At 70.2% G+C, this 23,368-nt stretch carries 17 protein-coding genes, 5 pseudogenes and 1 CRISPR repeat array; of the genes and pseudogenes, 14 read left to right on the forward strand and 8 right to left on the reverse strand.

All coding sequences use genetic code 11. The features are described 5' to 3' along the window. Window positions 1-9: 9 nt before the first annotated feature. The 3 genes from QSK22_RS25025 (at window position 10) to QSK22_RS25035 (ending at window position 3,320) form a co-directional block, all read left to right on the forward strand. Window positions 10-1,647 carry a protein kinase family protein gene (locus QSK22_RS25025; protein WP_285496811.1) on the forward strand — a complete coding sequence of 546 codons (1,638 nt, stop codon included), beginning with the start codon at window positions 10-12 and terminating at the stop codon, window positions 1,645-1,647. A 270-nt stretch (window positions 1,648-1,917) separates the two neighbouring features. Then, window positions 1,918-2,538: an RNA polymerase sigma factor SigM gene (gene sigM, locus QSK22_RS25030; protein ID WP_285496812.1), complete on the forward strand. Its 621-nt coding sequence runs from the start codon at window positions 1,918-1,920 to the stop codon at window positions 2,536-2,538. Then, on the forward strand, window positions 2,535-3,320 hold the full coding sequence (locus tag QSK22_RS25035) for an anti-sigma factor family protein (RefSeq protein WP_285496813.1): 786 nt from the start codon (window positions 2,535-2,537) through the stop codon (window positions 3,318-3,320). Before sigM ends, QSK22_RS25035 begins: the two co-directional genes overlap by 4 nt. A 713-nt stretch (window positions 3,321-4,033) precedes the next feature. Here QSK22_RS25035 and QSK22_RS25040 read toward each other — a convergent pair. Both QSK22_RS25040 and QSK22_RS25045 read right to left on the reverse strand, forming a co-directional pair. Beyond that, on the reverse strand, window positions 4,034-4,603 hold the full coding sequence (locus tag QSK22_RS25040; RefSeq protein WP_285496814.1) for a dienelactone hydrolase family protein: 570 nt from the start codon (window positions 4,601-4,603) through the stop codon (window positions 4,034-4,036). 418 nt (window positions 4,604-5,021) lie between these two features. Next, window positions 5,022-5,973: pseudogene (locus QSK22_RS25045) on the reverse strand (IS481 family transposase). On the opposite strand from QSK22_RS25045, the pseudogene QSK22_RS25055 reads away from it, so the two are divergent. The 3 genes and pseudogenes from QSK22_RS25055 to trxA all read left to right on the forward strand — a co-directional run. Beyond that, window positions 5,870-6,789: pseudogene (locus QSK22_RS25055) on the forward strand (IS481 family transposase); the annotation flags it as partial. The pseudogenes QSK22_RS25045 and QSK22_RS25055 overlap by 104 nt on opposite strands. Before the next feature lie 732 nt (window positions 6,790-7,521). Continuing rightward, window positions 7,522-8,499, forward strand: a complete 978-nt coding sequence (trxB, locus tag QSK22_RS25060) for a thioredoxin-disulfide reductase (protein ID WP_285496815.1) — start codon at window positions 7,522-7,524, stop codon at window positions 8,497-8,499. Between the two features lie 44 nt (window positions 8,500-8,543). Beyond that, entirely contained in the window at window positions 8,544-8,858 is a 315-nt protein-coding gene (trxA, locus tag QSK22_RS25065; RefSeq protein WP_285496816.1) for a thioredoxin, read from the forward strand. A gap of 1,451 nt (window positions 8,859-10,309) precedes the next feature. On the opposite strand, the gene QSK22_RS33820 is transcribed toward trxA, so the two are convergent. Further along, entirely contained in the window at window positions 10,310-10,954 is a 645-nt protein-coding gene (locus QSK22_RS33820; protein WP_352231479.1) for a transposase, read from the reverse strand. Window positions 10,955-11,111: 157 nt separating this feature from the next. Then, on the reverse strand, window positions 11,112-11,729 hold the full coding sequence (locus QSK22_RS25070) for a GNAT family N-acetyltransferase (RefSeq protein WP_285496817.1): 618 nt from the start codon (window positions 11,727-11,729) through the stop codon (window positions 11,112-11,114). Window positions 11,730-12,295: 566 nt separating this feature from the next. Here QSK22_RS25070 and QSK22_RS25075 point away from each other — a divergent pair. The 6 genes and pseudogenes from QSK22_RS25075 to QSK22_RS25100 all read left to right on the forward strand — a co-directional run bounded on the left by QSK22_RS25075 (window position 12,296) and on the right by QSK22_RS25100 (window position 18,527). After that, complete coding sequence (locus tag QSK22_RS25075) at window positions 12,296-13,531, forward strand: aminotransferase-like domain-containing protein (RefSeq protein WP_285496851.1); 1,236 nt, start codon at window positions 12,296-12,298, stop codon at window positions 13,529-13,531. A gap of 71 nt (window positions 13,532-13,602) precedes the next feature. After that, window positions 13,603-14,544 (forward strand): D-alanine--D-alanine ligase family protein, encoded by a 942-nt coding sequence (locus QSK22_RS25080; RefSeq protein WP_285496818.1) that lies wholly within the window; start codon window positions 13,603-13,605, stop codon window positions 14,542-14,544. Between the two features lie 374 nt (window positions 14,545-14,918). Continuing rightward, complete coding sequence (locus tag QSK22_RS25085; RefSeq protein ID WP_285496819.1) at window positions 14,919-15,047, forward strand: hypothetical protein; 129 nt, start codon at window positions 14,919-14,921, stop codon at window positions 15,045-15,047. 11 nt (window positions 15,048-15,058) lie between these two features. Then, window positions 15,059-15,279 (forward strand): annotated as a pseudogene (locus QSK22_RS25090) (hypothetical protein); the annotation flags it as partial. Next, window positions 15,273-16,403: pseudogene (locus QSK22_RS25095) on the forward strand (IS256 family transposase); the annotation flags it as partial. The pseudogenes QSK22_RS25090 and QSK22_RS25095, both read left to right, overlap by 7 nt. Window positions 16,404-16,970: 567 nt before the next feature. Further along, a complete protein-coding gene (locus tag QSK22_RS25100) occupies window positions 16,971-18,527 on the forward strand; it encodes a pentapeptide repeat-containing protein (protein ID WP_285496820.1) in 1,557 nt (518 codons plus the stop codon). 198 nt (window positions 18,528-18,725) lie between these two features. On the opposite strand, the gene QSK22_RS25105 is transcribed toward QSK22_RS25100, so the two are convergent. The 3 genes from QSK22_RS25105 to QSK22_RS25115 all read right to left on the reverse strand — a co-directional run bounded on the left by QSK22_RS25105 (window position 18,726) and on the right by QSK22_RS25115 (window position 20,167). Continuing rightward, window positions 18,726-18,947, reverse strand: a complete 222-nt coding sequence (locus QSK22_RS25105) for a hypothetical protein (RefSeq protein WP_285496821.1) — start codon at window positions 18,945-18,947, stop codon at window positions 18,726-18,728. 223 nt (window positions 18,948-19,170) lie between these two features. Beyond that, window positions 19,171-19,545 (reverse strand): hypothetical protein, encoded by a 375-nt coding sequence (locus tag QSK22_RS25110; RefSeq protein ID WP_285496822.1) that lies wholly within the window; start codon window positions 19,543-19,545, stop codon window positions 19,171-19,173. Window positions 19,546-19,549: 4 nt separating this feature from the next. After that, on the reverse strand, window positions 19,550-20,167 hold the full coding sequence (locus QSK22_RS25115) for a tetratricopeptide repeat protein (protein ID WP_285496823.1): 618 nt from the start codon (window positions 20,165-20,167) through the stop codon (window positions 19,550-19,552). A gap of 116 nt (window positions 20,168-20,283) precedes the next feature. Here QSK22_RS25115 and QSK22_RS25120 point away from each other — a divergent pair, with 116 nt between their 5' ends. After that, a complete protein-coding gene (locus QSK22_RS25120) occupies window positions 20,284-21,120 on the forward strand; it encodes a hypothetical protein (RefSeq protein WP_285496824.1) in 837 nt (278 codons plus the stop codon). A gap of 187 nt (window positions 21,121-21,307) precedes the next feature. Here the strand turns inward: QSK22_RS25120 and tnpA are convergent. Continuing rightward, a pseudogene (gene tnpA, locus QSK22_RS25125) lies at window positions 21,308-21,711 on the reverse strand (IS200/IS605 family transposase). Window positions 21,712-21,817: 106 nt separating this feature from the next. On the opposite strand from tnpA, the gene QSK22_RS25130 reads away from it, so the two are divergent. Beyond that, a complete protein-coding gene (locus QSK22_RS25130) occupies window positions 21,818-21,982 on the forward strand; it encodes a hypothetical protein (RefSeq protein ID WP_285496852.1) in 165 nt (54 codons plus the stop codon). Between the two features lie 112 nt (window positions 21,983-22,094). After that, window positions 22,095-22,732: a CRISPR direct-repeat array (repeat unit 28 nt; unit sequence GTCGGCCCCGCGCACGCGGGGATGGTCC). Window positions 22,733-23,368 lie beyond the last annotated feature (636 nt).

The following is a 23,368-nucleotide window of genomic DNA, read 5'->3' on the forward strand; positions in this document are numbered from 1 at the left end:
GACGTTGCCGTGAGCACGTCAGTCATAGAGCCCGGAACCCGTCTGGCCGGCCGCTACCGGCTGGAGGAGCGCATCAGCGACTCGGGCGGGTCCGCACAGTGGAAGGCCATCGACGAGATCCTGGCGCGAGCCGTGGCCGTCCGGACCTTCGACCCCGAGTTCCCTCGCGTCGCCGAGGTGGTCAGGTCCGCCCGCGCCGCGGCTCGGCTCACCGACCCACGCCTCACCCAGGTCTTCGACGCCGACGACAGCGGCGAGAGCGCGTACGTGGTCAGCGAGTGGGTCTCCGGCGAGACGCTGGAGCAGATGCTGGCGAAGGCGCCGCTGGAACCCGGCCGCGCCGCGACGCTGCTGTACGAGGCGGCCGAGGCGATCGCCGCCGCGCACGCCGCCGGGCTGTCGCACCTGTGCCTGTCCCCCCGCGACCTGGTGTGGACGACCGGAGGGACGGTCAAGCTGCTCGGCGTGGCCACCACGGCCGCGCTGGCCGACGTCCGCTCCGCCGAGCCCGCGCGCGATGACGTCCGCGGGCTCGGCGGCCTGCTGTACGCGGCGCTGACCGCGCACTGGCCGGGCGACCCCAAGCTGTCCGCGCTGCCCGCCGCACCGGTGGCGGACGGCGTGGTGCGGGCCCCCCGGCAGGTCCAGGCGGGCATCTCGCACGCCGTGGACGCCATCGTGTGCCGTGCCCTCGGCCTGCCGGTGCCGGGGCAGGAACCGCTCACCTCCCCCGCAGACTTCGCCAAGGCGATGCGCGGCGTGCCCCGCACGCCGCTGCCGCTGTTCGCAGGGCTCGGCGGCGTCCACTCGCCGGCGCCGTCCGCGCCCACCCGTCCCGCGCCCCCGCCCGGCGCCCACGCGGCCACCACGCGCGCCGCCCGGCCGACCGCCCCCGCGTCGCACCGCCAGGCGCCGCAGCAGCCTCGGCAACGCGGCGCCGCCCCGGCACCCGCGCCGCACGCGCCCCGTGCGCGGCACGACTCCGTTCCGCCGACGTCCCCGGTCGGCCTCCAGGGGACGGGTTCCGCATCGCGCAGTCCGCTCAACCGCGCCCTGCTGGGCGTCGCCGCGGCCGCCGCCACCGTCATCGTCGGGCTCAGCGCGTGGGCCATCGGCAACCTCGGCGGCTCCTCCGACGACGGCACCAGCAAGGCCGGTGTGACCGACCCGGGCCGTCCCACCGCCTCCCCGTCGCCGACGGCGACCAAACTCGAGGCCCAGGGCGCCTCCGCTTTGGAGGACCCCAAGCGCGGCAGCCACGACACGTCCATCGGCAAGAACCCGGAGGCCGTGCTGGACGGCAAGTCCAGCACCCAGTGGCAGACCCAGACCTACACGTCGAGCAACTTCGGCAACCTGTCCAACGGTTTCGGCGTGGTTCTCGACATGGGCAAACAGGTCAAGGTCGACCATGTGGTGGTCGACGCGCCGGTGAGCGCCTCCGTCCCCATCCAGCTGCGCATCGGCGACAGCAACAGCCTCGGCGCCCTGCGGGTGGTGGGGCAGCAAGAGGGCAGCGGCCAGTTCACCATCAAGGCCACCCGGGAGGCTCGCGGGCAATATGTCCTGATTTGGTTTACTACTCCCGTGCCGCCGGGTTTCAAGGCCAAGCTCAACGACGTCACCGTTTACGGCACCGCGGGCTGACCCGATCATCGTCGGCCACCGGACCGTCCGCACATGGTGACCTGTGTCGGCGCCGGTCGGCCGAATGCCGTCGGCGGCACGAGATATCCATCGTTGCGGTCCGCGTAGTCAAGCTCGAACGAGCTGTGACGGTGACGGTGCCAGTCGGTATCGTGCCTCTGAGCAGATTGTCCCCTCCCCCCAGGATTTCGTGGTGTCGACCCGAGTTGGCAGGATCGATCGCACTTACCCGACACGGATCGGTGGTGCCGCGAGTGAGAGCAGGCGCTCATGGCGTCGATGAGCATGAGCGTCAACGAGGTACCGGACAAGGAACTGCTCGCACGGCACGTCAACGGCGACCCGCACGCGTTCTCCGAACTGGTGAAACGCCACCGCGACCGGATGTGGGCGGTCGCCATGCGGACGCTGGGCGACCCGGAGGAGGCCGCGGACGCCCTCCAGGACGCCTGCCTGTCCGCTTTCCGCGCGGCGGCGCGGTTCCGCGGCGACGCGGCCGTCACCACCTGGCTGCACCGCATCGTCGTCAACGCCTGCCTCGACCGCGTACGCCGCAAATCGGTGCGCCCGGCCACGCCCATGGGCGACGACGCCACGTTCGACGCCGTGGCGCCCAAGATGCCGGACCCGACCGACGCCCACGGGGTGGCGCTGGACGTGCATTCCGCGTTGGCACAGTTGCCGTTCGAGCAGCGCGCGGCCCTGGTGCTCGTCGACATGATGGGCTACTCGGTGGACGACGCCGCGCAGGTCATGGAGGTGCCACCGGGAACGATCAAGAGCCGCTGCGCCCGTGGACGGGCCCGGCTCGCCCCGCTGCTGGCGCACCATAGGAACCGTAAGGGGCGTAAAAACGTCGGAGGTGTGGAAGGAGGTGGCACGCCCAGATGAACCCCGCCCACCTAAGCTACGACACCCTGGCCGACCTGGCCGAGGGCCTTCTCGACGACGATCAGGCCGCCTCCGTCACCGCGCACCTCGACACCTGTGCCGAATGCCGGAAACGCTCGGACGAGCTGTCTGATGTCTCCCGGATTCTGGCGGAGGCACCCGTACCGTCCATGCCCGCCGACCTTGCTGCCCGCATCGACTCGGCCATCGCCGCGGAGTCGATGCACAGCGCGGCCGTGGTGAGCTTGGCACAGCGGCGCGGCAGGCGGCACTGGCGGATCCTGTCGGCGGCCGCCGCGGCGGTGGTCGTGGTCGGCGGCGGAGGGATGGTCGGATATCAGCTGCTCGGCGCCTCGTCGGACGCCAAGCACCAGACCGCGGCGAGCACGCCGGTGCAGGACCCGCCCGACCGAAGATCGCACTCCCCCGGTGCGGCGCCGGCGCCGAACACCGTGCAGAGCCCCGGCTACACCGTCCTGCGCAGCGGCACGGACTACCGCGCGGGAACGCTCGTCCGGCAGATCACCGGGCTGGTCGGCAACGGGGGCCGCCAGCTCATGCTCTCCGGCGGCGAACCGGACGGCAGGCTCTCCCAATGCGTCAACCGAATAGCCCAGGGCAAGATCCCCAAGGTGGTGGACGTGGCGACATACGAAGGCCGACCAGCCACGGTGATCGCCTTGCCCACCGGCGGATCCGACGGCCTGGACGTCTGGGTGGTGGGGCCCGGATGTTCATCCGGTCAAACGGATCTGATCAAACACGAGAAAACAGAGCGCTGATCGCGGGGGCCGACCAGATGGGTCGGCCGTTTTTAGGTCTAGAGCCCCTACGCCCCCTCGATGCCCTGTAGAGAAGGCCCACGGTCATAGGGGGTGCGACCGTGGGCCTTCTCTACTGCTTACGGGCCGCCAGACCGGTTGACGTTCGAGGACGCCGCCTGCGTCCAGGCCTCCTGGGGCCTGTCTCGAAGTGTGATGAGTGGCGGCATGTCGCACGCCGGACGCAGTGAGGCATCGCGGCCGCGATCTGCGAACCGGCCGATCAGGCGGGCGGCCGGTATCGGCGCGGCGTGCGCGGTGGCCGACCACCCGGGTTCGGCAAACTCGCCGTCCGCTACCAGGCCACCGTCCACATCGCCACCAACAACGAACGGCTCCGGCCAACTTTGAAACACGCCCTAGACCGCATGGACCAACTGCCCGCCGTGCTGCGCAGCAGCGCCCGGCCTACACGCCCGAGGGGAGGCCGGCCGCACCGGACCGCAGGCTCGCCGTCCAAGCCGTGTGCTGCCGTAGCCGTCCTCAACCACGGCTACGAACTGCCGTCGACGTCGGCGAGCGCAGCGGCGAGACCTCCCGCTCGACCCCGTGCAGGCGACGTGACCGGGACGGACGGTGACGAGCCGCCGACCTGCACGAGCGCGGCACATGACTCAGCCCGCCCACGCTGGCAGGGTCCACCGGTTCCCGACCGGCAAGCCCCCTACGCATCCCTAGAAGTCGGAGAGGAACTCCAGGGCCACTGCCCAAGCCTCTTCCGCCGCATCCCGGTCATAGTCGGGCAGATCAGGGTCGGTGAACAGATGCCCAGCGCCCGGATACCGGAACACCTCCACATCAGCTCCAGCCCGACGCATACGCAGATACCAGGCGTTCAGCCAGTCCACCGGCTCGTAGGTGTCCGGGTCGGCGACGTGCAGCTGCACCGGAATGTCGGTGGACGCGTCGTCCGCCATGTCGGAGGTGCCGTGCATGAGCAGCAGCCCGCGCGCCTTCTCGTCGGCGAGGGCGAGATTCTGGGCCAGGGCCGCCCCGAGGGAGAACCCCGCGTACACGAGGCCCTCCTGCGACAACGGCGCCGCAGCCGCCACCGCGCGCTTGAGCAGCTCGTCCCGGCCGATCTCCTCCTTGATCTCGATGCCCTCCTCCGGGGTGTCCACGACGCGCCCGTCATACAGATCCGGGATATGCACCTCATGCCCGGCAGCGCGCAACCGGTCGGCCGCCTGGTGGACAGCGGGCCGCAGCCCGTACATCGAGTGCAAGAGCAGAATCCTCGCCATGGCCAAAGCCTATGGTCAGCCGCCCCCACGGCCGGAGCCCCCGGTAGCCCCGACCGCGTCACGACACCGACGAGCGCCCCCAGACTCACCGAAACGACCAGGGCGTGTCCGATGGATCATGGTCGATCCGCAGCAGTGCGGTGACCGAGGGAACCCGGTCCGGTAGTGGCAGGCGAGCTCGGCGCAGCGGATGGCCGGCATCACGCCGCCATTCGAGTCGGCCGACACGCGCTCGACCACGTTGCGGCGCCGGCAGGGCGGCAGCATCGAGACAGGCGGGCGCCCCACTGACCGGCGCGTCGGCAGACGGCGGCGGCGATGCCCCGGGGCTGCGACAGGCGGCGGACACCCCACGGCTGCCGCCCACCCCACATGCGAGATCAACCACAGCGAAAGCTCAAGATCCAACGGACACGCCCTAGGTGTGTTGTTCGGGCAGGTTGGTGACGCGGTCGGCTGGGGGTTTGTCCTGCGATGCCGGTGTGGGGTCGGTGCGGGTGTACCAGTGGAGCCAGTCACCGAAGGCGGCCTGTCGTCCGGTTTTCTGAGGTGTAGGGCTGGTGGCAGAGCCCGTTTCTCCAGCAGGGTGCGGTGGAAGCGTCCGCCCCTGCCGTTGGTCTGGGGCCGCCAGGGCCGGGTCCAGCACGGCCGGATTCCCAACTCGGCGCAGGTGGCGCGCCAGGTCGTCTTGGTGCAGGCCCCGGGCGTTGTCGGTCAGGACGCGTCGGATGGTGATGCCGCGGGCGGCGAACCAGGCCGCCGCACGGACCAGAAACCCGGCGCAGGTGGCCGCACTCTCATCGGCCAGGACCTCGGTATAGGCCAGGCGGGAGTGCTCCGTCCGGGGCGGTGTGCGGGTAGAGGTAGCCGATGCCGTCGCGGTGTTGGCGCGGCCCGCGGCACGCTTCAGGGGGCCTTGTGCCCGCCGCCGTCCGGGGGTGCGGCCGAGCTTCTCAACGTCGATGTCGATGTGGACCAGGTCGCCGGGGTGTTGGTGCTGGTGGCGGGGTGGGTTGCCGGTGGCCCGGTCGCACGCCGCCAGGGGCGCCACGCCGTGCCGCACCAGGATGCGGTACGCGGTCGAGGGCGCGATGCCGGTGCGGGCGGGTCGGGACCGGGCCGATGCGATGCGCCCGCCGCAGAGCGATCACCTGCGCCTCGACGTGCGGCGGCGTCCGGTGGGGACTGCGATGCGGCCGACTGGAACGGTCGTGCATGCCGACCTCGCCGAGTTGCCGAGTACTGACCATGGACGTTGGTGACGGCGACACAGTCTGGTCGCTGCGACGGGCCGCCGAACGATTCCAGGTCTCGGCCACCACCGCCGAACGCTGGGCCGACCGGTACCGACGACAGGGCGCAGCGGGCATGGGCGCCCCTCCCAGCGGTCCGCGAACCAGCCTCCGGCGCACGCCCCGGCGGATCGTGCGCGCCCGTGTCCGCCACTGGCTTGGCCCTGGCCCGCATCGCCGCCCGCCTGGGCCTGCCCCCTCCACGGTGCACCGCGTCCTGACCCGCTACGGCTGCCCGCCACTGGCCCATCTGGACCGGGCCACCGGCCGGCCCGTGCGCCGCTACGAACACCCGCCCGGTGACCTGGTGCACGTGGACGTCAAGAAGCTGGGCAACATCCCCGACGGCGGCGGCCACCGCGTGCACGGCCGCGCCATCGGCAGGCGCAACAGCGCGGCCCACCGCGATCCGGCCCGGCCCCGCACGGTCCCCGGCCGCCCCAACCTCGGTTACAGGTACCTGCACACCGCCATCGACGACCACTGCCGCCCGGCCCTGCACTGAGATCCTGCCGGATGAGACCAAGGAGTCGGCCGCCGCGTTTGTGGACTCATGGCAGGCCTTCTTCGCCGCCGGGATCACCGTGCGCCGCGTGCCGGCCGACAACGGCTCGTGCTACCGCTCGCGGCTGTGGCGGGACCCCCTGGCCGCCGCCGGAATCGCGCACAAGCGCACTCGCCCGTTTCGGCCGCAGACCAATGGCAAGGTCGAGCGCTACCACCGCACCCTGCTGGACGAATGGGCCTACGCCCGCCCCTGCACCCGTGAGAGCGAACGCCGCGCCGCGCTTGCGCCCTGGCTGCACATGTACAACCATCACCGCGGCCACACCGCACTCGGCGGCCTCCCACCCCGCCAGCCGCGTCACCAACCTGTCCGAACAGCACACCTAGCACCCGCAGCATCCGCACCACCACACGAACCAACGCCCCCGACGACATAGCACCACCGCCCGTCATCTTCTTCGTGTCCCCGGTAGATGGGGATCTTGGCCGCCGCGGAGACGCATACGCACGGCACGCCGTTCGAGACGGCGCGGTGCGCGAGCCCCTGTGCGGACGACTCGAGCGATCGGCCACCCCGACAGCGCCTTGGGCACGGTGGCAGTCGACTTAGCTACCCTGCGGTGGCGGCCACAGCGGTCGGTGTCCGTCCGCGACAGCGGACCAGGCGTGGGCCGCCCCGGCACGGTCGGCAGGGCGTTGCGGTGGGACACGAAGGACTCCGACGGGCGGTGCCGATCTCGGCCGACTCACCCCACGCCACGAAATCCTCCCCATTCCAACCGTTACCAACGCCCGTGGTCATCACGGCCAGGCCGTCGTCGCCCCCGGCGGCCAGCCCCCACTGGCGCGCCAGCAGCTCGGCGATGTGTCACAGAGGGCCCATGTGGCTGCGTCTGTGGTAACAGCGGTCGGGCTCAGGGCCGCGCTGCCCAGGCCGGGAATCCCCGGGCCCTAGGATCGGTTGACGCGACTGGCAGGCCGGGGCACGCGCTCTGAGCGTCGAGCACCGAAAGGTACGAATACGCACAAGGGGCATGATGTTGCGGAGGGCGCGTACAACACCGTGGCGGTCACGGCATCGTCCTGCACCTGAGGCGAGCAGAGGAGAGGCGCAGAACAGTGAGCGACGTGCGTAACGTCATCATCATCGGGTCGGGCCCGGCGGGGTACACGGCCGCGATCTACGCCGCCCGCGGCGACCTGAAGCCGCTGGTGTTCGAGGGTTCGGTGTCCGCCGGCGGTGCGCTGATGAACACCACCGAGGTGGAGAACTTCCCCGGCTTCCCCGACGGCATCCTGGGCCCGGACCTCATGGACAACCTCCGCAAGCAGGCCGAGCGGTTCGGCGCCGAACTGGTGACCGACGACGTCACCGAGGTCGACCTGACCGCCGACCCCAAGATCGTCAAGGTGGGTGACGAGGTCTACCGCGCCAAGGCCGTGATCATCGCGACCGGCTCCGGGTACCGCAAGCTCGGCCTCGAGGGCGAGGAGCGGCTGTCGGGGCGGGGCGTGTCCTGGTGCGCCACCTGTGACGGGTTCTTCTTCCGCGACCAGGACATCGCGGTGGTCGGCGGCGGCGACACGGCCATGGAGGAGGCCATCTTCCTGACCCGCTTCGCCCGGTCGGTCACCGTGATCCACCGCCGCGACCAGCTGCGCGCCAGCAAGATCATGCAGGACCGGGCGTTCGCCAACGACAAGATCCGCTTCATGTGGGACAGCCAGGTCGTGGAGATCCTGGGCGACGACCGCCTGACCGGCGTGCGTGTGCGCAACACCCGGACGGGCGAGGAGTCCACGCTGGACGTGACGGGGCTGTTCATCGCGATCGGGCACGATCCGCGCAGCGAGCTGTTCGCCGGGCAGTTGGACACCGACGCCGACGGGTACCTGGTCGTGCAGTCCCCGACCACCAAGACCAAGATTCCTGGCGTGTTCGCCGCCGGGGACGTGGTCGACCACGTCTACCGCCAGGCCATCACCGCCGCCGGCACCGGGTGCGCCGCCGCCATCGACGCCGAACGCTGGCTGCAGGAGCACGGACAGGCCGAGACCGTGCCGCAGGATCCGGCCGAGCTCACCCATCAGGGCTGAGCCGACGAGGCGGTCCGCCACCTGACGAACACTGAGGAGACGCCATGAAAGCCGTGACCGACGCGGACTTCGACACCGAAGTCCTCAAGAGCGACAAGCCCGTCCTGGTCGACTTCTGGGCGGAATGGTGCGCACCGTGCCGAATGGTGGCCCCCATCCTGGAGGAGATCTCGACCGAGCACGGCGACAAGCTTGAGATCGTCAAGATGGACATCGACCAGAACCCCAAGGTGCCGCAGCGGTACGGCATCGTGAGCATCCCGGCTCTGTTCGTGTTCAAGGACGGCCAGATCGCCCACCAGATCACTGGGACCAAGCCGAAGTCCGCGCTCCTGCGCGAACTCGCCGACTTCATCTGATCCTCGCCCTCCCGCGGCGAGCGCAAGGCGGCGGGCCCCGTCCTGGCATTCCGGGACGGGGCCCGCCGCCATTAGGGCCTGTCTCGAAGTGTGATGAGTGGCGGCATGTCGCACGCCGGACGCAGTGAGGCATCGCGGCCGCGATCTGCGAACCGGCCGATCAGGCGGGCGGCCGGTATCGGCGCGGCGTGCGCGGTGGCCGACCACCCGGGTTCGGCAAACTCGCCGTCCGCTACCAGGCCACCGTCCACATCGCCACCAACAACGAACCGCTCTGGCCAACGTTGAAACACGCCCTAGCACAGTTGCACGCTGACGCCCGCCGCCATGCCGACGCCGGCGTTCCTCGTCAGGTCCAGGGTGGCGTGCAACTCCGGAGGCGAGACATGATCTCGTGGGCTGCCCGGCGCCGTCGTGCTCTCGCTGTGCGCGCTCGTCAGCGGATGCGGAACGGACGCCAAGCCCAGCGTTCCACCGCCCACGGCGCACAGCGCGCCGAGGTTGCCCTCACCGCCCACCAGACGCGCACACCGCCGGGGGCGTCCGCCAGGTCGACGACCTGCCGGACACTTTGCGCAGGTTCGCGACAAGGTGGGCGGTGGTGGTCTCGGACGCGCTGCTCACCAGCACGCCGTCCAAGATGCGCTGAATATCAAGGCGTCTAGCCAAGACGCGCGGCGCGGATACCCCACAAGGCAGACGCGCGGCCGCCCGACTCCTCCCACTGTGCGATCACTGTGCCGGAAGGTGCATGACTCCAACCTCAGGCCATGACCCACCGGGGACCGGTTCGGCAGCCTCCGGCAACAGCTCTGAAGACCGAGCAGTTGCGGAAGGTGCCGACCTCCGCGGCAACCGCACTGGCTGACATGACCAAGGTTTCTTGTGAAACATTTCTGGACGCGCCTGAGGGCGAGTCATGCGGAGGTAACTTCCGTAGATCTTCTCTCGTCAGAGCCAGTTGGTCCCGCAGCCCATCGGTGTGCAGCTCCCCCACCACCCATCACGCGCCCGAGCTGAGCATGCCGGCCGCATTGGAAGCGGGTAGGCACCCCCTGGTCCGCAGCAGGCTCGCCCAGATCATGTTTCGAAGTAGGTGGAGCCATTCATTGATGGCGGTGATCTCGAAACGGCCCGGTAGCGGACGGAGAGCGGGTTCGTAGCGGGTGGCCCCGTCCCGCTGGCGCTCAAAGCGGCTGAGACCGCACCCCACGGCATGGCGGCCGCGGTAGTCGGCCGCATCGACGGCGGGTAGACGACCACCGCCGCCGCCCTGCCGCTGCGGGTGCCGGACCTGGTCGCCCGAACCGGGATCGCAGCGGCGCCACGGCGACACAGGTGGGCACAGATCGCCCGGTAGGCCTTGTCCGCCCGCACCAGATCCGGCCGCACCAGATCCGGCCGCACCAGATCCGGCCGCACCAGATCCGGCCGCATTAGATCCGGCCGCATTAGATCCGGCCGGGCCCTGAGACACCCCGGTCCGGGGCGGCCCTGATGCCGGCCATCACCGCCTCGACATGCGGAGCATCCCCGCGCTGCCGGCCGTCACCACCGGCGACAACGGCATCTGCCTCCTGCTCGCAGGGTGGCAATGCACCTTGGTCGCCAGCCCACGCGGGAGCGGCCCAGTGATCGCCCGGCTCGGCAGCCGTGCCGTCAGGCGGTTCGCGCTGCAGGTCGTCTCGCCGCCGAGCCCGGCGGCGTGCTGACGCACCCGCATGATGGTGGGAGCGACGCTCACCTGCCCGCCGAAAGGCCCGGCACCGTCCGCCGACCCGCAGGACGGCCAGGATGCACGCCAAGACGCCCTCGCGTTGCCAGCGGCGGAACAGCCCGTGGACCGCCTGCCAGGAGTCGTGGCACTCGGGCACGTCCCGCAACGGTGCGCCGGTGCGCACCCGCCGGCGGATCCCGTCGATGAGCTGCCGTTTGGTCCGCTTGGACGGTCGCCCTCGGCCGCCGGGCGGCCGACAGCAGCGCCCTACCCCCCGACTGACAGGCCGGCGCTCACCACCGGGAACACCAACCACCGCCGGACCCGCTCGCCGGCCAGGCGGGCACGCCACTGCGGCAGGCCGGCCAGCGCCTCGCATGCCATCTGTACCGGAAACACCAACCACCCAGTCGTCTCCGAGCAGGCGGTGGACCAGCCGCGCGCCCTGCCCCAGGGCGGGCGGTCGCGCCCCCGCTCGCACATGCCCCCGGGCCAGCCGCCTGCGGCAAGGAGTACGACAAGCCCCTCAGAGGCGCTCAGACTGGTCGAAGGGCGCCTTCCGGTGTCATGGAGCCGAGAAGCCTTTCCAGAGCCACCTCGACGTCTTCACGCCATGACAGAGCCGACTTGAGCTCCAGGCGCAGCCTCGGATAGCGGTGATGCGGCCGGACGGTCTTGAAGCCGACCGAAAGGAGGTAGTCGGCGGGCACCATACAGGCGCCGTCTTCCCCCTTCAGATCTCCGAAAGCCTCGATGGCCTTGACCGCACGCCGCGTGAGGTCCTTGGCGACGCCCTGGACGAGCATCCGTCCCAGTCCCCCACCGGCGAACTCCGGCAGGATGTGGGCGGTCATCAGCAGCACGGCGTCGGCACTCACCGGGCTGGTGGGGAAGGCGACGGAACGCGGCACGTATAGCGGCGGCGCGTACATGACGAAACCTGCCGGCACGTCATCCACGTAAACGATCTTTCCGCAGCTGCCCCACTCCAGCAGCGTGGAGGAAATCCACGCCTCTTTTTCCAGCCCCGGGTCGCCCGTGTCCATTGCGCGGTCCCGGCTGACCGGGTCGAGCTCCCAGAAAACGCAGCGGCGGCAGCGACGCGGGAGGTCGTCGAGATTGTCCAACGTGATGTTGACGAGACGACGCGACACCGGATCGGCACCCCCCTGAAGCTCGTTCGGCCGGTCCGTCTCTGTGGCGCGGTTCGGAACCGGTGAACGAGCGTGCTCGCTGCGGGGCTTGCTGTGCGGAGCGCCACTTCGCGGAAAATCCCGGCAACGTTCCGGGACCCTGAGGCATCGTATCGAACAGCGGGCTTCTTCCCGTCGCGGTCGGCGGTCGGCGTTTGGTACGCGGGGCAACGTTGGGCAAAGATGCCTCGATCATTCGTCGAGGGGGCTGTGTTCCGGGTTTCGGACGGGTACACGATGTCCTCCTATCGGTGCCCCGGACCATCCGTCCCGTCGCCGCTGGAAGGGACCGAGGGCCCATGACCACGGGGTCTCGGCTTCGGCCACACGGGGAGAGGACCATCCGGGCAGCAACGGCGCTGCCCGGACCCTCGACTCCGGGCGGCGCCCGCTCGGGGGTTCCGCCACGTTCGCCCAAGGCCATGCCGTAGGTTTCTGGGTTATCCGATCACCCTTGGAGGTGCCTCGTGGAACAGCACTCGCGAACAGACGCCTACATCGACCGCTACGCCGCCCGCGCCACCGGCATGGTGCCTTCGGAGATCCGGGCTCTGTTCGCGGTGGCCGACCGTCCCGAGGTGGTCTCTCTCGCCGGTGGAATGCCGTATGTGTCCGCTCTGCCGTTGGACAGAATCGGCGAGATGATCGGCGAACTGGTGGCCCGCAACGGCGCGCAGGTACTGCAGTACTCCTCGGCGCAGGGCGACCCGGTCCTCCGCGAGCTGATCTGCGAGGTGATGCAGCTGGAGGGCATTCGCGCCAATCCCGACGACGTGGTCGTGACGATGGGCGCCCAGCAGGCCCTCGACCTCCTCACGAAGATCTTCGTGGATCCGGGTGACGTGGTGCTGGCCGAGGCCCCCTCCTACGTCGGTGCCTTGGGCACGTTCGCCGCCTATCAGGCCGACGTCGTCCATGTTCCGCTCGACGAGGGCGGGCTGATCCCGTCCGCCCTGCGTGAGGCCCTGGAGCGTCTGCGCCGTGAGGGACGCCGGGTGAAGTTCCTCTACACGGTGCCCACCTTCCAGAACCCCGCAGGGGTGACGCTCACCCACGCGCGGCGTGTTCAGGTTTTGGAGATCTGCGCCGAATACGACGTGCTCGTCATCGAGGACAACCCGTACGGTCTGCTGGGCTTCGACGGGGAGCCGATGCGGGCGCTGCGCGCGGACGACCCCGAACGCGTCATCTACCTCGGCTCGTTCTCCAAGACGATCGCGTCCGGGCTGCGGGTGGGCTGGGCGCTGGCTCCCCATGCGGTGCGGGCCAAACTGGTGCTGGCCGCCGAGTCCGCCATCCTCTGCCACTCCAACCTCTCGCAGCTCGCCGTGCGGGAGTACCTGACGACCCAGCCGTGGCGCGAGCAGATCAAGGACTTCCGGGTCATGTACCGGGAGCGCCGCGACGCGATGTTGGACGCTCTCGACACCCTGATGCCGAAGGACTGCACCTGGACCCGGCCGTCCGGCGGCTTCTTCGTCTGGCTCACCGTCCCCGAAGGCCTGGACACCAAGGCGATGGCCCCCCGCGCCATCGCCGAACGCGTCGCGTACGTGCCCGGCACCGGCTTCTACTCCAACGGGGACGGTCGACGCCACTTGAGACTGTCGTACTGCTACCCCGAACCGCACCGCATCCGTGAGGGTGTCCGTCGGCTCGCAGGGGTGTTGGAGGAGGAGCTTCGCCTGCGAGACACTTTCGGAGGCGTGACCCCTGACGCGGCGTCCGGTGGCGTCGACACCCCGGGCCCCGGTCTGGTCTGACGGAACTTCGTCGGGAACGCCGGCTCCCCTGCTGGGGCCGGCGTTTTCCGTTCAACGGGAAAGGCAGTGGTGTGGAACTCGGACACGTGGTCGTCCTCGCCGGCGGGCTGTCGTACGAGCGGGAGGTCTCGTTGCGTTCCGGTCGGCGCGTCGCGGACGCGCTGCGCGCCCTCGACATCCCTGTCGAACTGCGCGACACCGACGCGACGCTCCTGGACGCGCTGGCCACCGATCCCCCGGACGTGGTGTTCCCCGTCCTGCACGGGGCGGCCGGAGAGGACGGCTCGATCCGAGATGTCCTAGAGCTCCTTGGTGTCCCGTACGTTGGTGCGCGACCGGATGCTTGCCGGGTCGCCTGGGACAAGCCCACCGCCAAGGCGGTCGTCGCCCGCGCCGGTCTGTCCACTCCGGCATCCGTGGCGCTACCGAAGGAGATCTTCCACGACCTGGGCGCCGCGTCGGTACTCGACCGGATCGTGGACCGCATGGGGCTGCCGCTCATGGTCAAGCCCACCCGCGGCGGCTCAGCCCTGGGCGCCTCCGTCGTCCGTGACGCCGACGAACTCCCCGCCGCCATGGTGGGCTGCTTCGCCTACGGTGACACGGCTCTGGTCGAGCGGTACGTCGAGGGCACAGAGGTGGCGGTCAGCGTGATCGAACGTGACGGCGAACCGTATCCGCTGCCCGCCGTTGAGATCGTCGCGGCCGGCGGGCGCTATGACTACACCGCGCGCTACGACGCAGGCGACACCGAGTTCGTCACCCCCGCCCGCCTCTCCCCCGAGACCGCCGAACGAGTCACCGCCGCCGCGGTCACCGCCCACCGCGCCCTCGGACTGCGTGACCTGTCCCGCACCGATCTGATCGTGGACTCTTCAGGAGAAGTCCACTTCTTGGAAGTCAACGTCGCCCCAGGAATGACCGAGACCAGCCTGCTCCCCCGCGCCATCGCTGCCGCAGGCCTGGACCTTTCCCAGGTCTGCCGCGACCTCCTCGCCCAACGTTTCACGTGAAACATCGCCGCCCCGCGCAGCCTCCCGCCCTAAACCTCCAGCAGCCCCGGCACCTTGACCGCTTTTGGGTATGCGCACCCTGGAGACCTCCGGCCAGTACGGCCCCCTCCGCCTTGGACGCCATCACAGCCTCAGAACGTCAAGGTGCCCGCTCACAAATCGCCGACCAGGACCAGAGCGACGCGGTGGACCGGCCGAGTGAACTCGCGACATAGTCCTTCGCTCTGCGCGATGACTTCTGGAGAGCCGACGGCGCTGGCCGCTGGGCCGGTCCAATAATCCGCTTCCCCCAAGCAGTGGCAGCGATTACCCCTCACACCCGTGCCCGCCAGCCGACCTCCTCCGGACGGCAGCCCTCGCCTCCAGGTGCATGCATGACGACCGCTCGCCCGGAGCAGCACGACCGGATGCTGTCGGCTTCCGGCAACCTGGAACACTGGGCCCGCCCGCGGCCGTCGGCGCTACGCCTTGGGCGGTTCTTGAACGGCAAGAGGGCCTTCTGATTGCGGTGTGGATTGCGACATCTACCACCGACGTCCAGGAGGCCCTCGCGTCCCACCGCAACGCCCCTTTGACCCCGACCGGACGCCTGCGCCCGCCCCGGTGTGTCGTGGAGGACGGCCGACCACTGCGCCGGACAGCTGAACGCTTCGGCGCCGGTCACACCACCGCCGCACGGTGGGCCGCCCGCCGCAGTTGGGCGCCGCCGGCATGCACGACCGCACCCAGCCGCCCCCTTCAACGCGATCTGCGGCGCCGGCTACGGGCAGCGCTCGGACGAACGGGTCAACCGCCGCAACGGCTACCGGGAACGGACGTGGGACACCCGCGCCGGCACGGTCGAACTGGCGATCCCGAAGCTGCGCAGCGGGTCGTACTTCCCCGAGTGGCTGCCGAGCGGCGCCGCCGGACCGACCAGGCCCTGATCAGCGTGGTGGCCACCTCGTATCTGCTGGGGGTGTCCACGCGGCGGGTGGACAGGCTGGTGGAGCAGATGGGCATCCAGGGCATCTGGCAAAAGCCAGGTGTCGGAGATGTCGAAGGTGCTGGACGCCCAAGTGGCCGCGTTCCGCAACCGGCCCCTGGAAGGTGGGCCGTATGCGTTCGTGTGGCTGGACGCCCTCACCCAGAAGGTGCGTGAGGGCGGCCGGATCGTCAACGTGCACGTGCTGGTGGCGACCGGTGTCAACGCCGACGGGCACCGCGAGATCCTGGGGGTCGAGGTGGCCTCGGCCGAGGACGGCGCCGGGTGGGTGGCGTTCCTGCGCGGGTTGGTCGCCCGCGGCCTGTCGGGGGTGCAGCTGGTGGTCTCCGACGCCCACGTCGGGCTGGTCGAGGCGGTGGGGGCGACGCTGCCGGGGGCGTCCTGGCAGCGGTGCCGCACCCACTACCTGCGCAACCTGCTGACCAAGGTGCCCAGGTCGGCTCAGCCGTGGGTGGCGACGCTGGTGCGCACGATCTTCGACCAGCCCGCCGCCGGAAAGGTGCACGCCCAGCACGCCCGCGTGGTGGAATCGCTGGAGGCCAAGCACCCCGAGGCGGCGCAGCATCTGGACGAGGCCCGTGACGACCTGTTGGCCTTCACCGGCTTCCCTCGGCAGGTCTGGCGGCAGATCTGGTCGAACAACCCGCAGGAGCGGTTGAACAAGGAGATCCGGCGGCGAACCGACGTGGTCGGGATCTTCCCCGACCGCACCGCGGTCCTCCGCCTCGTCGGCGCCGTGCTGATGGAGCAGACCGACGAGTGGACCGAGGGTCGCCGCTACATGGGCCTGGAGTTCCTCGCCAAAGCCAGACTGCGGGTGATTGACGGCGGCCCTTGCGGGGACGAGACCGACCAGCAGGCGATCACTGCTTAACCGGCAGAAACAGGATCACGCGGAGGCCGACTCATACACCACTCCGCTGGACGTGACCCGCGGCCCCGGCCGGCGACCGTCGACGCCACGGTGGCCGCTGCGACAGGCGGAGAGGCTAAACACCTGTGGAGACTGGATAAGACCACCGCTCGCGGTGGCGCAGGTCGGTGAAACAGGAACCCACCGAGGTGCCGCATGAGCGGCACGGTAGGAATCCCCGCCCTTCAGGGCCGGGAGGACGTCAAGCCTGCTCCGGTCCCGTCAGGCCCCCGCCAGCGTCCCATCTCCCAGCCGGTTCCGGCCACGGGGGCCGCGTGCAACGACCACTCGGACCGTTGCGGACTGCGCTGTGATGCTTAGATGCGAAAGCCAAGGTCGATCCGATACGCATGGCAGCGGCTACGCGGCAGAGCAGGGGGGCGGCGCCGAGGCGGCCGCGCAGCAGTTCCAGGTGGAGGACGTCGAACAGTTCGTCGCAGGCGTTGGGGCCGCGCAGTTCGACGTGGAGCGGCTGCGGCCTGGCCGACCCTGACGTTCGCGGTCCTGGTGGTGCTGGTCGGTAGCGCTGTGGCAGTGCTTCTGTGGCGGGGGCCGTGGTGGTTCGACGGCAAGTACCTCGACAAGGCCGACTACAAGTCCGCAGCCGGAGCGCTGATCAGCAGTTTCCGCGCCGCCGTGACACAGGTCTTGCTCGGCCTCGGCGCCCTGGTGGCGTTGTGGTTCACCTGGCGCAACTACCGGCTCACCCGCCGGGGCCAGGTCACGGACCGCTTCATCAAGGCGCTGGAGCGCTTGGGGTCGTCCGAGATGTATGTCCGCTACGGCGGGGTGTTGGCCCTGGAGCAGATCGTGCAGGATGCACCTGATCAGGCAACCCACGCCACTCAGGTTCTGGTGGCGTTCGTCCGGGACCGCGCCCCGACCTGCCGCCGCCCCGAGAAGGGCCCCTCCCTGGGACGCCGTCCGCCCCTGCCGGACGAGCCGGAAGCCGATGTGCAGGCCGCACTCACCACACTGACCCGACCCGGGGCCCGCCAGCACGTCGACCACAACGCGGCTCCCCTCGACCTCACCAACCGGCACCTGACCGGCGCCCGGCTCAACGGCGCGGACCTGACCGACGCCATGCTCGACGACGCGGACCTGAGCGGCGCCATGCTCAACAGAGGGAACCTGACCGGCGCCGCGCTCATCAAGGCGGACCTGAGCGGCGCCATGCTCAACGGAGCGGACCTGACCAGCGCCGTGCTCTACAAGGCGGACCTGACCGGCGCCCGCCTCAATGATGCAAACCTGACCGGCGCCCACCTCAATGACGCAAACCTGACCGACGCCGCGCTCATCAAGGCGGAACTGACCGGCGCCTACCTCATTGACGCAAACCTGACCAACGCCGTACTCAATGACGCAAACCTGACCGACGCCATACTCGACCGCGCGAACCTGACCCGCGCCCGGCTCAACGGAGTGGACCTGACCGACGCCGCGCTCACCGTCGCGGACCTGACCGACGCCATGCTCAACGGAGCGGACCTGACCAGCGCCGTGCTCTACAAGGCGGACCTGACCGGCGCCCGCCTCGATGACGCGGACCTGACCGACGCCGCGCTCATCGAGGCGGACCTGACCGGCGCCCGCCTCAATGATGCAAACCTGACCGGCGCCCACCTCAATGACGCAAACCTGACCGACGCCGCGCTCATCAAGGCGGAACTGACCGGCGCCTACCTCATTGACGCAAACCTGACCAACGCCGTACTCAATGACGCAAACCTGACCGACGCCATACTCGACCGCGCGAACCTGACCCGCGCCCGGCTCAACGGAGTGGACCTGACCGACGCCGTGCTCACCGTCGCGGACCTGACAGACGCCATGCTCAACAGAGCGAATTTGACCGGCGCCATGCTCAACAGAGCGAACCTGACCGGCGCCATGCTCGTCGGAGCGGACCTGACCGGCGCCGTGCTGGACGGCGCGGACCTGAGCCGGACGCATGTCGCGGTGGAACAAGTGGTGGCGGCACGGCTGGGCGCGACAACCCGGCTACCTCCCGCCGTAGCGGCTGATCCGCGGGTAGTCGAACGGATCAAGCAGGTAGAGGCCGAGCGGAAACGGTCGTGATCGCTGGCGCGTGGTACGGCAACGGCGCATGACGCGGGCCGGTAACGGCAACGGCCCGCACTCCACCAGGAGTGCGGGCCGTTCAACCGACCGCTAGGGACAGCCCTGCGCCCCGTGCCGCCTGTTCGCGTTCCGTCCGGACCGGCCGTAGACCCGGACGGTTCAGATTCGGGTTCGGGTTCAGATTCGGGTTCGGGTTCACGAAGCCGCCCGGTTCACCCGGGCGCGGGCTTCCACAAGCCGGTTGTACGCCGTCGTCCGCGCCAACCCCAGCTCGTCCTGAACCACGGCCAGCGACACGTTCTCGTACCCTCGCGCGCGGATCAGCGCCACCACTTCACGAACCTGCGCCTCCTTGGCCGCGGCACGCTTCGACACGTCGTTCCGCTGGTCACCGCCGGGTTCACGTTCCGGTTCCACATGCGGTTCAGGTTCGGCGGGCCAGCCGGTTCCAGTTCCGATTCCGGTTCGAGTTCGAGTTCGGGTTCGAGTTCGGGTTTGACCTGCGGAACCTGAACCTGTTCTGCAACCGGCTGTTGTACCTGAACGGCCCGCGGTGACCGAACGACAGGCGCAGCCGGCCGCGGTGTACCGGCGAACGCCTGAGAAATCTCGGTGACCGGAACGTCCAACCCGAACCGGTTCAGGTAGCTGCGCACCCGCGCGCGTCCGCGCCGAGCGCCACCAGCTCGTCCTCCCTGAGACCCCTCAACGGCGACGCCACCGCCGACGGCAACGGCACCGACCGCGCCGAAGGAGACGACGGCGCGGTGTCGAACAGGTCGTCGGCCATCGCCACCCGCCGCAACTCCTTCTCATCCGTCGCGGTCACCTCCGCCGCCCGCTCACGCAGAACCGCCGACGACACGTCCGAAACCACAGCCCCGAACGCCGCGAACGCCGCCGCGCCCAAGCTGCACGCCACACCGATCGGGCCCGCCTTAACCAAGTTCGCGACCACACTGACCAGCAACGGCAGGATGATCAGCGCCCACAGGGCGAGGTTCTGCCGCGACATGTCCCTAGTACCGGAGCAGGTCCGCCAGGACGGCGAGGCACAGCCGGTCGTCCAGGTCCGCGGCGGCGCCGGTCTCCAGCCAGGCCCCGGCGGCGCGCAGCGCCTCCCGTGACGCCTCCAGCGAGCGCGCCCCGGCCGTGGCCAGGCTGACGGAGAACCATGTCGCCGCAACGCCCGGATCGGCGTCCCCGGACACCGCGCGCTGCACCGACAGCGCCTCCTCCCAGAGCGGCACGGCCTCATCCGGACGGCCCCGCCGGACGGCGATGTCGCCCAGCGCCAGTAGGTGCCGGGCGAGCGCGGGGTCGGGTCCGAACGTCAGGCTCCTGGCGGCCTCGACGGCCTGCCGGTAGGCGCGGTCGGCCATGTCGAGGTCGCCTGCGCCCACCGCCAAATCGCCCCATCCGGACCAGACCGCTGCCGTCCACGAGCTCGCCGGCTGCCGCGCCCACACGTCCAGGGAGGCCCGGTACTGCGCTGCCGCTTCGTTGCGCAGCGTCTGGGCGGCATGCGACAGGGCCTGTGCGAGCACGCACGCGGCCGCCCCCACATCCGGGTGCGCCGGTCCGCGCAGGCTATGTAGGACGGTGAGCCGCTCACGCAACGGCGCGATCGCCGCCACGGGGTCCCGGGGGCTCAGCAGGCCGGCGAAGACTGGCCGCCGCGAACGGAGGCCCCCTCGCCGAAGGTTTGGAGGCCCATCCCCTGCGGAGCGCCCGCAGGGCCCACCGGCTGCGGGTGGAATGCGCAGACGCCGAACGGCGCGCGCGGTTCGTACGGCGGCTGGCCGGCATCCCCGACGTCCGGGTCGCCGAGGAGGAGGAGACGGGCGGCGAGATCGCGACGATCACCCTGGATGAGACGGGCTTTCTGCTCCGCGACGCCGCGAGGCTGCCGCTCTACCCCGCCCCCAGGCCGGCGGACCTCGCGTCGATCGCGCGGCTGCGGGAGGACATCGCCCATCTAGGCAACGCGGTGCGGTTGCGCGAACTGGCCCCGGGGGCGGACCGCCTCACCGTGCCCGTCGCCTTCACCGCGTCCCTCGTGGGCGGCACCGCGGACCTGTCCGCCGGCGACCCGGTCGCGCACGTCGGCGACAGGATCCGGCTCCGGGTGCGCAACGACGCCGACGGCGGGCGCCCCGTCTACGCCAACGTGCTCGACCTCGGCGTCGCCGGGCGGATCAGCGTCCTGAACGTCGCCGAACCCTCCGGGATCGAGCTGCTCCCCGGGCAGGAGCACGCGGTCGGCGCCGACCCCGGCGGATACGAACCGGGTCTGCCCCTGACCTGGCCCGCCCTGCTGCCGGTGGACTCGCCGCGGTTCGAGACGCTCGTGGCCGTGTTCTCCGACCAGCCGCAGGACCTTCGGGGGCTGGCCCAGCCGGGCGTGAGCCACAGGAGCCGGCAGTCCCCGGTGTGGCGGGAGCTGGCGTGGCTGCTGCGCCCGTACAGGCGCGACCTGGCGGGCCCGAGCCTCCCCTCGGTTCGGTACGCGTTCGTCCATGTCCCCTTCGTGCTGTGTCCCGGCGGTCTGAACTGCTCCCACCGCACAGCACCCGGTGCCCGACGCTAGGAGCAGACCACGACCGGGCGGGACGCGTAGCCCGCGACAGCCACCCCGCACGGCGGCACGGGCCGACAGGTCTCGACATCAAACCCGATTCCGACACACCGCCTCGACCTGCGAGTGCACAGCCGACCAGACAGCCACCGGCCTTCGCGTACCTGCCCCGGCCTTCAGGCCGGGGTTGGCCGCGCCTTCAGCCCGGTCGCCGCTGCTGCTCGACGTACTGCCGGACGATCTCCAGTGGCGCGCCGCCGCATGATGCGGCCAAGTACAAAGGCGACCACAGGTGATTGCGATGCGTCCGGACCCGGTAGTGCTTGCGCAGCAGCCGGGACGACACACCCTTCAGCGAGTTCACCAGCGTCGCCACCGCAACCTTCGGCGGGTACTCCACCAGCAGGTGAACGTGATCATCCTCGCTGTTCATCTCGACCAGGTGCGCTTGGAAGTCGGGTGCACACCTTGGCGAACACCCCCCGCAGGAAGCCCAGGTGATCACCTGCCGGCACCCCACGTCGGTACCTGGTCACGAAGACCGTGAACACCAAGCGCGGAAACGCAATGCCTGCCGCGCCGATAGTCCTCGGTCTGGCTGATAGACCAATGCTGGAATGATCGGCGTGCAGCTTCGGTACAACTTCCGCCTCTACCCGACGCCTGGTCAGCGCGTGGCGCCGGCCAAAGGTTCGGGTGCGCGCGGGTGGTGTACAACGACGGGCTGCGTACACTGCAGGACGCCCACGAGCAAGGGCTGCCGTACATCAGGGACGCAGACCTGCAACGCCGGGTGCTCACCGAGGCCTCTCCCTCCAGTCGTCTGATCCAGATGCACGGTCACGGCGGCGACCGCGGTAGGCGGCGTACATGACCGGTGGCCCATCTGCTGCGGCGTCCACCTCGGCCCCCCGCCGCCACTGAGTTGTTATTTCCAACCGAATGAAAACCCGGCTTCGCGGTCATAGACTCGCAGGTCAGCAAGTGTCGGCCCCGCGCACGCGGGGATGGTCCCCAGGACTGCACGGACTCGATCTCCCGCTTGCTGTCGGCCCCGCGCACGCGGGGATGGTCCCCCCCGCCACCGTGGGTGGCGATCATGCCCTTCGTCGGCCCCGCGCACGCGGGGATGGTCCCACGCGGCAACGATCACGGCACGCTCCCGTGTGGTCGGCCCCGCGCACGCGGGGATGGTCCTCTGACGCTCGCGTCCGGGTGGGGCGCCGACGGGTCGGCCCCGCGCACGCGGGGATGGTCCACGGCGTATCACACGTCGGCATGGACGTTTGCGGTCGGCCCCGCGCACGCGGGGATGGTCCCGGGGCCACGGGATCGGTGAAGGTGGCGTTCCAGTCGGCCCCGCGCACGCGGGGATGGTCCCGGGAGGGGCCTGCCGGTGCGGATGTGCACCACGTCGGCCCCGCGCACGCGGGGATGGTCCTCTTCAAGACGACCGCACGCTGCCCCACTCCCGGTCGGCCCCGCGCACGCGGGGATGGTCCGCCCTCCAGCTCAGCGTCGTCGGCCGTGCCGGTGTCAGCCCCGCGCACGTGGGGATGGTCCCTGCAGGTCCACCAGTGCCGTGGCGAGAATGGCGTCGGCCCCGCGCACGCGGGGATGCTCCACCATTCGGATGACCGAACAGCACAGGGTGGGCTAGAGAGCGCTGTAGCAGATGAACCGGCCCCCGTTCGGCACCGGGTCCTCAGTCGCATTGCGTTCAACTGGACGGTGCATAGCGCGTCGGCCGAGCCGCGCCCCTGGCCGAGCGTAGCGGTCACCCGGGGCGTGTCGGTCACCTCCGGTGCGGGTCAACGTTGCAGATACGACGAGCGCGGTCGCCGATGCGCTTGGCCCATCGCGACAGTTCGGTTCCGGGGACAGCACCACGTCTTGGCGGAGTGTGCGCTCATGGAGGCCGTTGAGGGAGGCTTCGAGGAATGGGCAGGCGCGCCCTGTCAGATAGTGCATTTGAGCGAGCAGGCCACCCAAGTGATCGGGTTCCTTGCGGTGGTATTCACAGTGGGCTCGGCGGGTGAAGTTGGCGTGCAGCTCGGCCTCCAGTCCGGGCCACGCGTGGGGGGATGGCACGGGGCCTGGTCCAGCCGATCTTGCTCGATGGTCTTCTCGTGCAGTTCGTTCGACAGGCGGGCGCGCTGCTCGCCGTGCGGACGCACGTCCGCATCGGCTCGTCGGAGTCGCGGCCAGCGATCGGGGCCCGGATGTGCGCGGCGTTGGCGCGCAGCCGAGCCACCTGTGT

This window comes from Actinomadura sp. NBRC 104425, assembly GCF_030269545.1.
GTDB lineage: Bacteria > Actinomycetota > Actinomycetes > Streptosporangiales > Streptosporangiaceae > Spirillospora > Spirillospora keratinilytica.

Coding starts and splice junctions, on each gene's coding strand:
- sigM (WP_285496812.1), top strand. CDS start 1,918: ATGGCGTCGATGAGCATGAGCGTCAACGAGGTACCGGACAAGGAACTG.
- QSK22_RS25035 (WP_285496813.1), top strand. CDS start 2,535: ATGAACCCCGCCCACCTAAGCTACGACACCCTGGCCGACCTGGCCGAG.
- QSK22_RS25040 (WP_285496814.1), bottom strand. CDS start 4,603: ATGGCGAGGATTCTGCTCTTGCACTCGATGTACGGGCTGCGGCCCGCT.
- trxA (WP_285496816.1), top strand. CDS start 8,544: ATGAAAGCCGTGACCGACGCGGACTTCGACACCGAAGTCCTCAAGAGC.
- QSK22_RS33820 (WP_352231479.1), bottom strand. CDS start 10,954: ATGCGAGGCGCTGGCCGGCCTGCCGCAGTGGCGTGCCCGCCTGGCCGG.
- QSK22_RS25075 (WP_285496851.1), top strand. CDS start 12,296: ATGGTGCCTTCGGAGATCCGGGCTCTGTTCGCGGTGGCCGACCGTCCC.
- QSK22_RS25085 (WP_285496819.1), top strand. CDS start 14,919: ATGACGACCGCTCGCCCGGAGCAGCACGACCGGATGCTGTCGGCTTCC.
- QSK22_RS25110 (WP_285496822.1), bottom strand. CDS start 19,545: ATGTCGCGGCAGAACCTCGCCCTGTGGGCGCTGATCATCCTGCCGTTG.